Source organism: Pseudomonas sp. P1_A1 (assembly GCF_056406935.1).
In genome coordinates, this window is record NZ_JBFTZE010000010.1 from 239,202 (window position 1) to 253,735 (window position 14,534).

A 14,534-nucleotide genomic window follows, 5' to 3' on the forward strand; every position below is an offset into this window, starting at 1 on the left:
GACCCTGGGCCGCTATCAGTCCGGCTCACACCCCTTGAGTACCAACCGGATAATCGTCTGCGCCGCCGCTTCATAGTCGGCCTCATCCAGCTTGGCCTTGCCGGTCACCGCAGAGATTTGCCAGTCGAAATCGGCGTAGGTCTGGGTCGCGGCCCAGATGCTGAACATCAGGTGGTTGGGGTCGATCGGGGCGATCTGGCCGCGGTCGATCCAGGTCTGGATGCAGTCGATGTTGTGCCTGGCCTGGCCGTTGAGCTGCTCGACCAGGTCGGGGCTCAAATGCGGGGCGCCGTGCATGATTTCGCTGGCGAACACTTTGGAGGCGAAGGGCAGGTCGCGGGAGATGCGGATTTTCGAGCGGATGTAGCCACTGAGCACCTCGCTGGGCACGCCGTCGGCGTTGAACGGCGTCGAGGCTTGCAGGATGGGCTCGATGATGCTTTCCAGGACCTCGCGGTAGAGGTTTTCCTTGGATTTGAAGTAGTAGTAGACGTTAGGCTTGGGCAGCCCGGCCTTGGCCGCGATGTCACTGGTTTTGGTCGCAGCGAAGCCCTTGTCGGCAAATTCTTCACTGGCGGCACGCAGGATCAGTTCTTTGTTGCGCTCGCGGATAGTGCTCATAAACCAAGGGGTTCCTTGCCTGTTCTGGCGGTTGCGCATGGTAGCACCGGCCTCGCGCGACGCTCAAGAATGCCCCGTGTGGCCTCGGGTCGCGTTATGCTGCGCACCATTCATTCAAGAAGGAAACCCGATTCATGGCAGGAAGCAGTTTGCTGGTGCTGATCGACGACATTGCCACCGTACTGGACGATGTAGCGTTGATGACCAAAATGGCCGCGAAGAAGACCGCCGGTGTACTGGGCGACGATCTGGCGCTCAACGCCCAGCAGGTTTCCGGCGTGCGTGCCGAACGGGAAATCCCGGTGGTATGGGCAGTCGCCAAGGGCTCGTTTCTCAACAAGCTGATCCTGGTGCCGTCGGCGTTGGCCATCAGTGCGTTCATTCCGTGGCTGGTTACACCGTTGCTGATGGTCGGTGGCGCTTACCTGTGCTTCGAAGGCTTCGAAAAACTCGCCCACAAATTCCTGCACAGCAAAGCCGAAGATCAGGCTGAACACGCAGAACTGGTCGAGGCCGTGGCCAACCCGGCAGTCGATTTGGTGGCGTTCGAGAAGGACAAGATCAAAGGGGCGATTCGTACCGACTTCATTTTGTCGGCGGAAATCATCGCCATCACCTTGGGCACTGTGGCTGACGCTTCGCTGACCCAGCAAGTGATCGTGCTCTCGGGTATCGCCATCGTCATGACCATTGGTGTCTATGGCCTGGTAGCCGGCATTGTCAAACTCGACGACCTTGGCCTGTGGCTGACCCAGAAGCCGGGCCAGATGGCCAAAAGCATCGGCGACGGGATTCTGCGTGCGGCGCCGTACATGATGAAAAGCCTCTCGGTGATCGGCACGGCGGCGATGTTTTTGGTCGGTGGCGGGATTCTGACCCATGGCGTGTCGGTGGTGCATCACTGGATCGAGAGTGTCACCGCAGCGTCTGGTGGGGCCGGGTTTATCGTGCCGACGTTGCTCAATGCAGTGGCCGGGATTGTCGCGGGCGCGGCGGTATTGGTGGGGGTGATGGCGGTAGGCAAGCTCTGGAAAACGGTGAAAGCCTGAAACTCGGGGCGCTGGTGTTTGATACGCCGCGCATGAAAAAGGCCATTCGAGGCAAATCGAATGGCCTTTTTTATTGCCGACGAAGTTACTCGGCGATCTGCAGCTTGCGCGCCTCGGTATACACGTAACGCACTTTTTCATACTCGAACGGTGTGTTCATCTGCCCATAGCGGAAGCCGTTCTGATAGCGCTTGTCGATGCCGCGCAGTACCCAGATTTCCGGGTGGTTGGAACTGACTTCGGACACGTTCAGGAAGTTGATCGCCGATTCGCCGGTGTAGTCGACCGCCAGGCCTGCGGTGTCACGCAGGTTCGACGGGCCGAGGATCGGCAGCACCAGGTAGGCGCCGCCCGGTACGCCGTAGAAGCCCAGGGTCTGGCCGAAGTCTTCATTGCGGCGCGGCAGGCCCATGGCGGTGGCCGGATCCCACAGGCCGGCGACACCGATGGTGGTGTTGAGCAGCAGGCGCGCGGTGGTGTCCAGCGAGCGCTGCCCCTTGAATTGCAGCAGGCTGTTCACCAGGTTCGGCACATCACCGAGGTTGTTGAAGAAGTTGCTGACGCCGGTGCGCAGGAAACTTGGGGTGACGTAGCGATAGCCGTTGACCACGGGCAGGAACACCCATTCGTCGAACCGGTAGTTGAAGTGGTAGACGCGGCGGTTCCACTCTTCCAGCGGGTCATAGACGTTCAGTGCGTTGAGCGATGAGCGTTCGAACTCGCGCTGGTCCAGCCCCGGGTTGAATTTGAGTTTGCTCAGCGGTTCCTTGAAGCCGTCTTTATCGATCACCACTGGGGCGTTGGCTTTGCTGTTGTCGGCATTGGCGACGCCTGCACAGAGTAACGCTGCGATCAGCAGGAGGTATTTAGCCACGGAAAAACTCCAGCATGGCGTCGCTGTTGACGCGATAGTTGAGGTTGCCGCAATGGCCGCCCAATGGATAAACAGTCAAACGGTCGCCAAAGGTGCGGCGCAGAAAGCCCAGGTCGCCAGGGCCGAGGATCACGTCGTCGGCGTTGTGCATGACGGCGATTTTCGGGCTGTCGTGCAGGTAGTCCTTCAGTGCATACAGGCTGACCTGATCGATCAGTTGCAGCAGGCTGCCACCGTCGGTGCGGGCGCGCCACATCGGGATGACCTGCTCGGTGATGTAGCAGTCGAAGTCACACTGCAGCGCGCGTTTAAGGAACGGCGTGAGGGTGGTGCCTTCGGTGATCGGGAATTTCGGTGGCGTGATCAGGCCGCGACGGTTGATCAGGTCCGAGGTAAAGGCGATGTCCGCCGCCGAGAAACGGAACGAAGTGCCGATCAGCATTGCCATCTGCTCGTTGCTCAGGTGTTGCTTGGACTGCTGGAAGTCGTAGAGCAGGGCGTCGTTGAGGTCGATGTAGCCCTTCTGTTGGAAGTAGCGGGTCAGTTTGTCCAGCACCAGTTCATAGAAGGTGGTGGTGTTGTTGATGCCTTTCACCTCTGTCTGCACCAGCTTGTCCAGGTTGGTGACTGAGGTGTAAAGGTTGACCGGCGGGTTGAGCAGCAAGACTTTCTTGAAGTTGAAGCTGCGACGGGTTTCATCCAGGTGTGCAACAAAAGCCGCATCCAGGGCGCCGAGGCTATAACCGGTCAGGAAATAATCGGTGACCGGCAGTTTCGGGTTTTGTGCCCGCACGGCCTGCATCACCCGGTACATGTCTTCGGCATCTTCCTTGGTTACGCCCGGGGTGGCGAAGCGCGAGGCGGCGCTCATGAAGTCGAAGCTGGTGGGCGACGACAGCTGCACCACGTGATAGCCGGCCTTGTAATAGAGCTTTTTCAGGTATTCGTTGAGGGTGCTGTCATAGCGTGCACCGGTGCCGGAGATCAGGAAGATCAACGGTGCGGCATGGTCCTGCGTGGCGATGCGATAGGTGAGTTTTTTCACCGGCCAGAAGTTGTCCGGCAGATTGAACTCACGCTCCGGGCGCATCGTGACACTGCGGTCTGACTGATTGATGTCTTCATCCAGCGGCAATTCCGGGCGCAAGTCGGGCGGTGTCGTGGCGATGGTCGCCTCGAACGGGTTGGTCAGGGGGTAGCCATAACTGGCGGCGTCAATATCGGCCGCCAGTACGGACGCACTTAAAAGCAAGCCGCCAAACAGGGCGGCGAAGCGCAAGGAACGGAGCATGACTAGATCCCTTAGAGGAAGGTGCCAGATGAAGTTCGCAGGCTATGACCATCGGATTTGGGCCAAAGTGCCATGCATCGGCCGCAAACAGGCCTGATTTCGGAGCAACGGTAGCGGGACGATACACTTTGCAGTTATTTCATGAACAGTTAATTGATGTTATTTGCTTACCAAGGGCGGGGGATTAAGCTGGCGGCCGATTTCGTTTATTGGAGTGCTTCATGTCCCGCCGTCTGCCTGTGATTCTGCTGCTCGTTCTTCTGCCATTGTGGCTGGCCGCCAGTTATGGCGCGCGTTATGGCTTCATGGAGGATGCTCAATGGGTCGGCATCTGCGTTGACGAGGCCAGTCGCTGGGAATGCCAGGTGCGTTCGAACCTGGGTTTGATGATTCATTTCAAGGTGTTGGGCTGGGCGGCAGTGGCGGCAGCCATGACCGGTTTTGTGCTGCCGGGGCGGGCAGGGTGGTGGCTGGCGGTACTGGCGCTGGTGCTCGGGTTTCCGGCGCTGGCGTTGTACACCGCCACGTTGGCGGTGTTTGCGGTGGTGATTGCTGCTTTGCGTCTGGTTCGGGCTTCTCGTAGCGCTCGATAAAAAAGATCGCAGCCTGCGGCAGCGCCCACAGGCGCGTAGGAGCTGCCGAAGGCTGCGATCTTTTGATCTTGCTTTTTATCTTGCTGCGTTGATTACCCCTTGCGAACCCGCAAGCTGCGCCACAACGCCGCGACCATCAACACACTCACCAGCGCCCAGCCCCAAGCCTGCTGATTCTGCAGACCTTCACGAAACAGCTGCGGCGCAATGCCGGCGCCGATGATGAAGGTCAGCAGGGCGATTTCCCGACGAGGCACGCTCACCGGCCGGCACAGGTACACCAGCGCCGGCAGGATGAAGGCGACACTCGGGAAGCTGCGATAACGTGGGTCGAACACCAGTTCCAGCATCATCACCGCCGCGGCAAAACCTGCCGCTGCCAGCCACCAGCCGGCTCGACGTTCCAATGCATTGAAGGCGCGTCCACGCCAACCGGTGCGGGCGCTCAAGGTCAGCGAGGCATGGGCCAGCACCAACAGGTTCAACCCCGTCAGCAACGCTACCCACAACCATTCACTGGCAAACCGGGTGGTGACGCGGGCCAGGTCGCCCCAGGCGCCGATCGAGCAGGCCGCCAGGGCACCGAGCAGTGGCAGTACCAACGCTGCGCGGGTGCTGCGAACCCGACCGCCGAGGATCAGCGTGCCGATGAAGATCAAGCCACCCACCGCCAGCCATTGCGACCAGTACGGCACGTTCGAGACCGGCCCGGCGAGCACGCCCTTGTCCTGGCGATCGGCATCGAACAGTCCCCAATAACCCCCGACCGCACCTTCGCTGGCGCGTTTCCAGGGCTGGTCGAACGCCTCGATCAGGTTGTAATGCCAGCCTTGCTGCTCGGCCATGATCACAAAGCTGCGGATGAACTTGGCTTCATTGACCCGGCTCGGCAGCGCCGTTTCGCGCTGACGACCTTCGCTCGGCCAACCGGTTTCGCCAATCATCACGTCCTTGGGCGCGAACTTGTTGCCGAACACCTGGCGCACCTCGGCTACATGCTGCAGCGCGGCGTCGATGTTCGACGGATCATCTTCCCAGTACGGCAATAAATGGATGGTCAGGAAATCCACTGCCGGGGCGACTTCCGGGTGTTTGAGCCAGAACTCCCAGACGTCGGCGTAGGTCACTGGTTGCTTGATCCGGCTTTTGACTTTATTGATCAGCGTTGCCAGTTGCGCGCCGGTGACTTCCTTGCGCAGCAGGGCTTCGTTGCCGACGATGACCGAGGTCACCACATCCGGGTTGGCATTGGCCGAGGCGATCAGCAGATCGACTTCCTTGGCGGTGTCCACCGGGTTGCTGTTGACCCAGGCGCCGATCATCAGCTTCAAACCGTGCTTGCGCGCCAGATCGGGAAGGGCCTCGAGGCCGGTCATGGAATAGGTGCGGATGCATTCGAAACGGGTCGCCAGCAGTGCGAGGTCGGCGTCCATGCGCTCGGGGCGCAGTTTGAACGGCACGTCGAATGGCGATTGGTCCTTGTCGAACGGGGTATAGGAGGCGCATTGCAGCTTGTGCGTTGCGCTGGCTACATCCGGCAGGATTACCGGTTTGCCGAGGCCGTACCAGAAGCCGCCAAGGGCAAAAAGCCCCAGCAGGCAAGCGAAGAGATAAGCCAAAAATGGGAAACGTGATGTCGCGGGCATGTTCAGGCCGTCTGGGAGCAAAGCCGGGCATGTTACCTGCATTTGTCCCGCGCTTGGTGGCCCGCATGGTTTTGACATGCAAAGTTCGGGCGGGGTTTGCGCGCGTGCTTTCAAGGGGCGCAATTAATGGCCTTCTGATGTCGTTTCTCGATGCTTTGAGGTCGCTGGCAGAGCAGGTCGCCGTTGCCGTCAGGTTGATGATCAACGCGTCAGTACTCCGCTGATGATCGAACGAGTTTGCGGTGGGCGTGATGGGGGCGCTGTGCACCATAACAATACGTTGAGCGACTCGGCATCCGTCGAGTGCAGCACTTTCGGGGAAGTAACGATGAAGATGCGACGACTCTTGGGCGCAGGTGCCGCTTTGGTGCTGGCGATCAGTTCTACCGTAGCCAGCGCTGAAGGCAAGGCAGTAACGATCGGTTATGTCGACGGCTGGTCGGACAGCGTCGCCACGACCAACGTGGCTGCTGAAGTGATCAAACAGAAACTCGGTTATGACGTGAAACTGCAAGCGGTTGCCACCGGGATCATGTGGCAAGGTGTGGCCACCGGCAAACTCGACGCCATGCTGTCGGCGTGGCTGCCCGTGACTCACGGCGAATATTGGGCGAAGAACAAGGATCAGGTCGTTGACTACGGCCCGAACTTCAAGGATGCGAAAATCGGTCTGATCGTGCCGGAGTACGTCAAGGCCCAGTCGATTGCGGATCTGAAAACCGACGAGAGCTTCAAGGGCCGTATCGTCGGCATCGACGCCGGTTCAGGCGTGATGCTCAAGACCGATCAGGCCATCAAGGATTACGGTCTGGACAATTACACCCTCAAGGCCAGTTCCGGCGCCGGCATGATTGCCGAGCTGACCCGTGCCGAGAAGAAAAACGAATCCATTGCCGTCACCGGTTGGGTGCCGCACTGGATGTTCGCCAAGTGGAAACTGCGCTTCCTGGAAGACCCGAAAGGCGTTTACGGCGCAGCTGAAACCGTGAACAGCATCGGCAGTAAAGAACTGGCAACCAAAGCGCCTGAAGTCGCGAAGTTCCTGAAGAACTTCCAGTGGGCGTCGAAAGACGAAATCGGCCAGGTCATGTTGGCGATTCAGGACGGTGCCAAGCCTGAAGCCGCAGCGAAAGACTGGGTGGCTAAACACCCGGATCGCGTTGCCGAATGGACCAAATGATTTGAGCTGAAGCGTCTGGTCAGCACCTCTCAAGGCCCCTTGGCTTAAATGCCAAGGGGCTTTTTTCTTTCTGTGGGAATTCGGCGGGGGAGGAGCAGTCATGTCGTTCTAATACTAAGGTCGTCTGGAACCTCTCCGGCAGCCGCATAGAGTGGATAACGTTCCAACTAAAATCTGTGCTGCGAGGATAAAAACAATGAACGACAGCATTTACCTCTCGATTCAAAACAGCCCCCGCTTCAAGGAGCTGGTTAGCAAGAGGGAACGATTCGCCTGGATTCTTTCAGCGATCATGCTTGGGCTGTACTCCGGATTCATCCTTTTGATTGCTTACGGGCCGCATATTCTGGGCGCAAAAATCAGCCCCGAGTCTTCGATTACCTGGGGCATTCCGATCGGTGTCGGGCTGATTGTTTCAGCCTTTGTCCTGACTGGCATCTACGTACGACGCGCCAACGGCGAATTCGACGACTTGAACAATGCGATTCTCAAGGAGGCTCAGCAATGATCCGGCGTCTAATCGCTCTCTTGAGCATCGCAGCCTTTGCACCGGGCGCCTGGGCGGCTGAGGCCCTGACGGGTGCAGTGCAGAAACAACCGCTCAACGTATCCGCGATCATGATGTTCGTGGTGTTCGTCGGGGCAACCTTGTGCATCACCTACTGGGCGTCCAAACGCAACAAATCGGCCGCCGACTACTATGCGGCGGGTGGCAAGATCACCGGTTTCCAGAACGGTCTGGCGATTGCCGGTGACTACATGTCCGCGGCGTCCTTCCTGGGTATTTCCGCCCTGGTGTTCACCTCCGGCTACGACGGCCTGATCTACTCGATCGGTTTCCTGGTGGGCTGGCCGATCATTCTGTTCCTGATCGCTGAGCGCCTGCGTAACCTGGGCAAGTACACCTTTGCCGACGTGGCGTCCTATCGCCTGGGGCAAACCCAGATCCGCTCGCTGTCGGCGTGCGGTTCGTTGGTGGTGGTGGCGTTCTACCTGATCGCGCAAATGGTTGGTGCTGGCAAGCTGATTCAGCTGCTGTTCGGCCTGGACTACCACGTTGCGGTGATCCTGGTCGGTATCCTGATGTGCCTGTACGTGTTGTTCGGCGGCATGCTGGCGACTACTTGGGTGCAGATCATCAAGGCGGTGCTGTTGCTGTCCGGTGCCTCGTTCATGGCGCTGATGGTGATGAAGCACGTCAACTTCGACTTCAACACGCTGTTCTCCGAGGCGATCAAGGTTCACGCCAAAGGTGAAGCAATCATGAGCCCGGGCGGCCTGGTGAAAGACCCGATCTCGGCGTTCTCCCTCGGCCTGGCACTGATGTTCGGTACCGCTGGCCTGCCGCACATCCTGATGCGCTTCTTCACCGTGAGTGACGCGAAAGAAGCGCGTAAAAGCGTGCTGTATGCGACCGGCTTCATTGGTTACTTCTACATCCTGACCTTCATCATCGGTTTCGGCGCGATCTTGCTGGTCAGCACCAACCCGGCCTTTAAAGATGCGGCAGGCGCGCTATTGGGCGGCAACAACATGGCGGCGGTGCATTTGGCCAACGCGGTGGGTGGCAGTGTGTTCCTGGGCTTCATCTCGGCGGTGGCGTTTGCGACCATTCTGGCGGTGGTGGCCGGCCTGACCCTGGCCGGTGCCTCGGCAGTGTCCCATGACCTGTATGCCAGCGTGATCAAGAAGGGCAAGGCCAACGAGAAGGACGAAATCCGCGTCTCGAAAATCACCACCATCGCCCTGGCGGTGCTGGCGATCGGCCTGGGCATTCTGTTCGAGAAGCAGAACATCGCGTTCATGGTGGGCCTGGCGTTCTCCATTGCGGCGAGCTGCAACTTCCCGGTGCTGCTGCTTTCCATGTACTGGAAGAAACTGACGACTCGCGGTGCGATGATCGGCGGTTGGTTGGGGCTGGTCAGTGCGGTTGGCTTGATGGTGCTGGGGCCAACCATCTGGGTGCAGATCATGGGTCACGAGAAGGCGATCTTCCCGTATGAATACCCTGCGCTGTTCTCGATGATCATCGCCTTTATCGGGATCTGGTTCTTCTCGGTCACCGACAAGTCGGCTGAGGGTGTAAACGAGCGGGCGCTGTTCTTCCCGCAGTTTGTGCGTTCGCAGACTGGGTTGGGGGCGAGCGGGGCGGTTTCGCACTAAGGCTTCTTATATATAAGCTGCGCTGACACGAATGCCCCGGTCGAGAGATCGGGGCATTTTTATTGGGCGGTTATCGCCCTTTGTGTGTACATATCCGTTTCTGCGGTAACGCCGGCTGGCGGTTTCGCTCTTACAGCGAGTCACTTTGAAAAAGGGGCGGGCAGAGTGAGATCAAAAGCCAGATCAAGATCAAAAGATCGCAGCCTTCGGCAACTCCTACGGGGGAACGCGTTCATTTGAAGCTAGGTCGGCCGGTAGGCCGCCTCGCTTTGCTTTTGAGGTGCACGCCCCCTCGAGAGGCCGAGTGGAGGTTTTGCGCAGTGGGCAACCCGGCATGGATGCCGGGTTAGCCGCCCCCGGCCATGGATGGCCGATGGCGGCGGGCCCACGGAGCAGGACCGGAGCGAGGGCATGCCGAGCCAAGGCGAGGCACCGAACGAAAGGGGCAAGAGCGCTTTGGTTACTTTCGCGCTTTTCGAAAGTGACTCGCTGTAAGAGCGAAACCATAAGCCGCCGTTACCGAAGAAACGGATATACACACAACCAAAGAGCACAAACAAAAACGGCCTCTATCTACATAGAGGCCGTTCTCGGTGTAACTTAAGACGTTATCGCAAGACAGGTCTTATTTGCGGTCTTCAAGCGGGGTGATGTCACGCGACTCGTAGCCGGTGTACAGCTGGCGCGGACGGCCGATCTTGTACGGGCTGGAGAGCATTTCTTTCCAGTGGGAGATCCAGCCGACGGTCCGCGCCAGAGCGAAGATCACGGTGAACATACTGGTTGGAATGCCGATCGCCTTGAGGATGATCCCCGAGTAGAAGTCGACGTTCGGGTACAGCGAGCGTTCGATGAAGTACGGGTCGGTCAGGGCGATCTCTTCCAGGCGCATGGCCAGTTCGAGTTGCGGATCGTTGGTGATGCCCAGTTCCTTCAATACTTCGTCGCAGGTCTGCTTCATGACGGTAGCGCGTGGGTCGCGGTTTTTGTAAACCCGGTGACCGAAGCCCATCAGTTTGAACGGATCGTTCTTGTCTTTGGCCTTGGCGATGTACTTGTCAATGTTCGAGACATCGCCAATTTCATCGAGCATGGTCAACACGGCTTCGTTCGCACCGCCGTGGGCAGGGCCCCACAGTGCAGCGATACCGGCGGCGATACAGGCGAACGGGTTGGCACCCGAGGAACCTGCCAGACGTACGGTAGAGGTCGATGCGTTCTGTTCGTGGTCGGCATGGAGGATGAAGATCCGGTCCATGGCCTTGGCGAGTACCGGGCTGATCGGTTTGATCTCGCACGGGGTGTTGAACATCATGTGCAGGAAGTTTTCCGCGTACGACAGGTCGTTGCGCGGGTACATCATGGGTTGGCCCATGGAGTACTTGTAAACCATTGCAGCCAGGGTCGGCATCTTGGCAACCAGGCGGATCGCGGAGATTTCGCGATGCTGCGGGTTATTGATGTCGAGGGAGTCGTGGTAGAACGCCGAGAGGGCGCCAACTACACCGCACATGACGGCCATCGGGTGGGCGTCGCGACGGAAGCCGTTGAAGAAGGTCTTCAACTGCTCGTGGACCATGGTGTGGTTCTTCACGGTGCCGACGAACTGGGCCTTCTGTTCTGCGGTCGGCAGCTCGCCGTTGAGCAGCAGGTAGCAGGTTTCCAGGTAGTCCGACTTTTCAGCCAGCTGTTCGATCGGGTAGCCGCGGTGCAGCAGAATACCGTTGTCGCCGTCGATGTAGGTGATCTTCGACTCGCAGGAGGCGGTCGACATGAAACCAGGGTCAAAGGTGAAACGGCCCGTGGCCGTCAGGCCCCGAACGTCGATAACATCGGGACCAACGGTGCCGGTTAAAATGGGCAGCTCGACGGGGGCTGCGCCCTCGATGATCAACTGCGCTTTTTTGTCAGCCATGTGGCCTCCTATTTATGCTTGAAATCATCAGACAGACCCCCCACGCAGGGCCCGCACCACTATAGTGAGATAAATTCGAATGTCAATTTGCCTAAAGTCTTGCTCCAGAAGGCTTTAACCGCACTTTTTTCTCGAAATTGCCTGCCGTTTACGCCTTTTATGTCACTTGTGCAATCCGCTATTAGGGGAAGGTGAACGCGTTGTCATTAGTAGCCTAACTGTCTATACTCGGCCACCGACCGCCAGGGGCTTTTGGGCCTGCTTTATTGGGGGTCGCATCCCTGGGTAGTGGTTACCTGACCAGTGCACTCCCCAACAACTTTGCCCTGATTGTTAGGGGCTCTTCAGTGTGAAAAAAAAGCCGTGAAAAGCCAACGACCTGTAAACCTAGACCTAAGGACCATCAAACTCCCCATCACCGGCGTTACGTCGTTTCTTCACCGTGTTTCCGGCATCATCCTCTTCCTGGGCCTTGGCTTCATGCTGTATGCATTGAGCAAGTCTCTGGGTTCCGAGGAAGGTTTTGCCGAGGTGAAGGCATGCTTGACCAGCCCGCTGGCCAAGTTCGTAGCATGGGGCCTCCTGTCCGCTCTTCTGTATCACCTGGTAGCCGGTGTGCGCCACTTGATCATGGACATGGGCATCGGTGAGACGCTGGAAGGCGGCCGCCTGGGCTCGAAAATTATCATCGCCGTTTCCGTGGTGTTGATCGTTCTGGCAGGAGTTTGGATATGGTAACCAGCGTTACGAACCTTTCGCGTTCGGGCCTCTATGACTGGATGGCGCAACGTGTGTCTGCGGTTGTTCTCGCGGCTTATTTCATTTTCCTGATCGGATACCTCGCTGCGAATCCTGGCATTGGCTACGCCCAATGGCATGGCCTGTTCGCCCACAACGGGATGCGTATCTTCAGTCTGCTGGCCCTTGTGGCCCTGGGCGCTCACGCCTGGGTCGGCATGTGGACCATCGCGACCGACTACCTGACGCCGATGGCGCTGGGCAAGTCCGCGACTGCAGTACGTTTCCTTTTCCAGGCAGTATGCGGCGTTGCGATGTTCGCTTACTTCGTCTGGGGTGTGCAGATTCTCTGGGGTATCTGATCCATGGCTAACATTCCAACGATTTCTTTCGACGCCATCATTATTGGTGGCGGCGGTGCCGGCATGCGCGCAGCGCTGCAACTGGCACAAGGCGGTCACAAGACTGCCGTGATCACCAAGGTTTTCCCTACTCGTTCGCACACCGTATCGGCCCAGGGCGGCATCACTTGCGCCATCGCGTCTGCGGATCCGAACGATGACTGGCGCTGGCACATGTACGATACCGTCAAGGGTTCCGACTACATCGGTGACCAGGACGCTATCGAATACATGTGTCAGGAAGGTCCGGCCGCAGTTTTCGAACTGGACCACATGGGCCTGCCGTTCTCCCGTACCGAAACCGGTCGCATCTACCAGCGTCCGTTCGGCGGTCAGTCCAAGGACTACGGCAAGGGCGGCCAGGCTGCGCGTACTTGCGCGGCGTCCGACCGTACCGGTCACGCGCTGCTGCACACCCTTTATCAGGGCAACCTGAAAGCCGGCACCACGTTCCTGAACGAATACTACGCTGTCGATCTGGTAAAGAACGGTCAAGGCGAGTTCGTCGGTGTGATCGCGATCTGCATCGAAACCGGTGAAACCACCTACATCCGTGCCAAGGCCACCGTACTGGCCACCGGCGGTGCAGGTCGTATCTACGCTTCGACCACCAACGCCCTGATCAACACCGGTGACGGCGTTGGCATGGCGCTGCGTGCCGGCGTACCGGTACAAGACATCGAAATGTGGCAGTTCCACCCGACCGGCATCGCCGGCGCCGGTGTACTGGTAACCGAAGGTTGCCGTGGTGAAGGTGGTTACCTGATCAACAAGCACGGCGAGCGTTTCATGGAGCGTTATGCTCCGAACGCCAAAGACCTTGCCGGTCGTGACGTGGTTGCCCGTTCGATGGTTAAAGAAATCATCGCCGGCAACGGTTGCGGTCCGAATGGCGACCACGTAATGCTCAAGCTCGACCATCTGGGCGAGGAAGTGCTGCACAGCCGTCTGCCAGGCATCTGCGAACTGTCCAAGACTTTCGCGCACGTTGACCCGGTCGTCGCTCCGGTTCCGGTTGTTCCGACCTGCCACTATATGATGGGCGGCGTTGCCACCAACATTCATGGCCAGGCGATCACTCAGGACGCCGAAGGCAAAGACACCATCATTCCGGGCCTGTTCGCGGTCGGTGAAGTGGCTTGCGTATCGGTTCACGGTGCCAACCGTCTGGGCGGCAACTCGTTGCTCGACCTGGTGGTCTTCGGTCGTGCGGCCGGTCTGCACCTGGAAAAAGCGCTGACCGACGGTATCGAATACGACGACGCCACCGACGCCGACATCAATGCGGCCCTGTCGCGTCTGTCCGCTCTGAACGAGCGTACCGATGGTGAAGACGTGGCAACCCTGCGTCGCGAGCTGCAAAGCTGCATGCAGAACTACTTCGGTGTATTCCGTACCGGCGAATACATGCAGAAGGGTATTGCTCAACTGGCTGATCTGCGTGGCCGTATCGCCAACGTCAAGATCAACGACAAGAGCCAGGCGTTCAACACCGCGCGTATCGAAGCGCTGGAGCTGCAGAACCTGCTGGAAGTGGCCGAAGCTACCGCCATCGCTGCAGAAGTACGTAAAGAGTCCCGCGGTGCTCACGCCCGTGAAGACTTCGAAGACCGTGACGACGAAAACTGGCTGTGCCACACCCTGTACTTCCCGGGTGAGAAGCGCGTTGCCAAGCGTGCAGTGAACTTCTCGCCGAAGACTGTTCCGACTTTTGAACCTAAGATTCGGACTTATTAAGGGTGGCCGCCATGTTGCAAGTCAGTGTTTATCGTTACAACCCTGATCAGGACGCTGCGCCGTTCATGCAGGAATTCCAGGTTGATACCGGTGGTAAAGACCTGATGGTGCTGGACGTGCTGGCCCTGATCAAAGAGCAGGACGAAGGTTTCTCCTATCGTCGCTCTTGCCGTGAAGGTGTTTGCGGTTCCGACGGCATGAACATCAACGGCAAAAACGGTCTGGCGTGCATCACGCCGCTGTCTGCCGTCGTAAAAGGTAACAAGCTGATCGTTCGTCCTCTTCCAGGTTTGCCGGTTATCCGTGACCTGGTCGTCGATATGAGC

At 58.6% G+C, this 14,534-nt stretch carries 14 protein-coding genes; 9 read left to right on the forward strand and 5 right to left on the reverse strand.

The features are described from left to right. Positions 1-15: 15 nt before the first annotated feature. A complete protein-coding gene (locus AC1D2Q_RS17325) occupies positions 16-621 on the reverse strand; it encodes a TetR/AcrR family transcriptional regulator (protein ID WP_007939160.1) in 606 nt (201 codons plus the stop codon). Positions 622-755: 134 nt separating this feature from the next. Between AC1D2Q_RS17325 and AC1D2Q_RS17330 the strand changes: the two genes are divergently transcribed. Beyond that, positions 756-1,670 carry a DUF808 domain-containing protein gene (locus tag AC1D2Q_RS17330; protein WP_477813956.1) on the forward strand — a complete coding sequence of 305 codons (915 nt, stop codon included), beginning with the start codon at positions 756-758 and terminating at the stop codon, positions 1,668-1,670. An 85-nt stretch (positions 1,671-1,755) separates the two neighbouring features. Here the strand turns inward: AC1D2Q_RS17330 and AC1D2Q_RS17335 are convergent, their stop codons facing one another. Further along, the gene (locus tag AC1D2Q_RS17335; protein WP_018925098.1) at positions 1,756-2,544 is read right to left on the reverse strand and encodes an MlaA family lipoprotein; all 789 of its coding nucleotides are present in this window, start codon (positions 2,542-2,544) and stop codon (positions 1,756-1,758) included. Continuing rightward, complete coding sequence (locus tag AC1D2Q_RS17340; RefSeq protein WP_477813957.1) at positions 2,537-3,835, reverse strand: serine/threonine protein kinase; 1,299 nt, start codon at positions 3,833-3,835, stop codon at positions 2,537-2,539. The genes AC1D2Q_RS17335 and AC1D2Q_RS17340 overlap by 8 nt, the downstream gene beginning before the upstream one ends. Before the next feature lie 221 nt (positions 3,836-4,056). On the opposite strand from AC1D2Q_RS17340, the gene AC1D2Q_RS17345 reads away from it, so the two are divergent. After that, the gene (locus AC1D2Q_RS17345; RefSeq protein WP_477813958.1) at positions 4,057-4,428 is read left to right on the forward strand and encodes a hypothetical protein; all 372 of its coding nucleotides are present in this window, start codon (positions 4,057-4,059) and stop codon (positions 4,426-4,428) included. Positions 4,429-4,520: 92 nt separating this feature from the next. Here AC1D2Q_RS17345 and AC1D2Q_RS17350 read toward each other — a convergent pair whose 3' ends face one another. After that, entirely contained in the window at positions 4,521-6,116 is a 1,596-nt protein-coding gene (locus AC1D2Q_RS17350) for a glycoside hydrolase family 17 protein (RefSeq protein ID WP_477813959.1), read from the reverse strand. A 286-nt stretch (positions 6,117-6,402) separates the two neighbouring features. On the opposite strand from AC1D2Q_RS17350, the gene AC1D2Q_RS17355 reads away from it, so the two are divergent. The 3 genes from AC1D2Q_RS17355 (at position 6,403) to AC1D2Q_RS17365 (ending at position 9,417) form a co-directional block, all read left to right on the forward strand. Next, a complete protein-coding gene (locus tag AC1D2Q_RS17355; RefSeq protein ID WP_028940017.1) occupies positions 6,403-7,254 on the forward strand; it encodes a glycine betaine ABC transporter substrate-binding protein in 852 nt (283 codons plus the stop codon). Positions 7,255-7,450: 196 nt separating this feature from the next. Beyond that, a complete protein-coding gene (locus AC1D2Q_RS17360; protein WP_007939152.1) occupies positions 7,451-7,762 on the forward strand; it encodes a DUF485 domain-containing protein in 312 nt (103 codons plus the stop codon). Beyond that, entirely contained in the window at positions 7,759-9,417 is a 1,659-nt protein-coding gene (locus AC1D2Q_RS17365) for a cation acetate symporter (RefSeq protein WP_477813960.1), read from the forward strand. Before AC1D2Q_RS17360 ends, AC1D2Q_RS17365 begins: the two co-directional genes overlap by 4 nt. A 625-nt stretch (positions 9,418-10,042) precedes the next feature. Here the strand turns inward: AC1D2Q_RS17365 and gltA are convergent. Beyond that, the gene (gene gltA / locus AC1D2Q_RS17370; RefSeq protein ID WP_018925105.1) at positions 10,043-11,332 is read right to left on the reverse strand and encodes a citrate synthase; all 1,290 of its coding nucleotides are present in this window, start codon (positions 11,330-11,332) and stop codon (positions 10,043-10,045) included. A 363-nt stretch (positions 11,333-11,695) separates the two neighbouring features. Between gltA and sdhC the strand changes: the two genes are divergently transcribed. From sdhC to AC1D2Q_RS17390, 4 genes are all read left to right on the forward strand, one after another. Further along, complete coding sequence (gene sdhC, locus AC1D2Q_RS17375) at positions 11,696-12,070, forward strand: succinate dehydrogenase, cytochrome b556 subunit (protein WP_477813961.1); 375 nt, start codon at positions 11,696-11,698, stop codon at positions 12,068-12,070. Further along, entirely contained in the window at positions 12,064-12,432 is a 369-nt protein-coding gene (sdhD, locus tag AC1D2Q_RS17380) for a succinate dehydrogenase, hydrophobic membrane anchor protein (protein WP_003210573.1), read from the forward strand. Before sdhC ends, sdhD begins: the two co-directional genes overlap by 7 nt. Positions 12,433-12,435: 3 nt before the next feature. Next, positions 12,436-14,208: a succinate dehydrogenase flavoprotein subunit gene (gene sdhA / locus AC1D2Q_RS17385; RefSeq protein ID WP_018925106.1), complete on the forward strand. Its 1,773-nt coding sequence runs from the start codon at positions 12,436-12,438 to the stop codon at positions 14,206-14,208. 11 nt (positions 14,209-14,219) lie between these two features. Next, a partial coding sequence (locus AC1D2Q_RS17390) for a 2Fe-2S iron-sulfur cluster-binding protein (protein ID WP_477813962.1) occupies positions 14,220-14,534 on the forward strand: 315 nt, incomplete at its 3' end.

Excerpts from the sequence above, each read along its gene's own strand:
- AC1D2Q_RS17330 (WP_477813956.1), top strand. The coding sequence starts at position 756 with ATGGCAGGAAGCAGTTTGCTGGTGCTGATCGACGACATTGCCACCGTA.
- AC1D2Q_RS17350 (WP_477813959.1), bottom strand. The coding sequence starts at position 6,116 with ATGCAGGTAACATGCCCGGCTTTGCTCCCAGACGGCCTGAACATGCCC.
- AC1D2Q_RS17340 (WP_477813957.1), bottom strand. The coding sequence starts at position 3,835 with ATGCTCCGTTCCTTGCGCTTCGCCGCCCTGTTTGGCGGCTTGCTTTTA.
- AC1D2Q_RS17355 (WP_028940017.1), top strand. The coding sequence starts at position 6,403 with ATGAAGATGCGACGACTCTTGGGCGCAGGTGCCGCTTTGGTGCTGGCG.
- gltA (WP_018925105.1), bottom strand. The coding sequence starts at position 11,332 with ATGGCTGACAAAAAAGCGCAGTTGATCATCGAGGGCGCAGCCCCCGTC.
- AC1D2Q_RS17345 (WP_477813958.1), top strand. The coding sequence starts at position 4,057 with ATGTCCCGCCGTCTGCCTGTGATTCTGCTGCTCGTTCTTCTGCCATTG.
- AC1D2Q_RS17365 (WP_477813960.1), top strand. The coding sequence starts at position 7,759 with ATGATCCGGCGTCTAATCGCTCTCTTGAGCATCGCAGCCTTTGCACCG.
- AC1D2Q_RS17325 (WP_007939160.1), bottom strand. The coding sequence starts at position 621 with ATGAGCACTATCCGCGAGCGCAACAAAGAACTGATCCTGCGTGCCGCC.
- sdhD (WP_003210573.1), top strand. The coding sequence starts at position 12,064 with ATGGTAACCAGCGTTACGAACCTTTCGCGTTCGGGCCTCTATGACTGG.
- AC1D2Q_RS17360 (WP_007939152.1), top strand. The coding sequence starts at position 7,451 with ATGAACGACAGCATTTACCTCTCGATTCAAAACAGCCCCCGCTTCAAG.
- sdhA (WP_018925106.1), top strand. The coding sequence starts at position 12,436 with ATGGCTAACATTCCAACGATTTCTTTCGACGCCATCATTATTGGTGGC.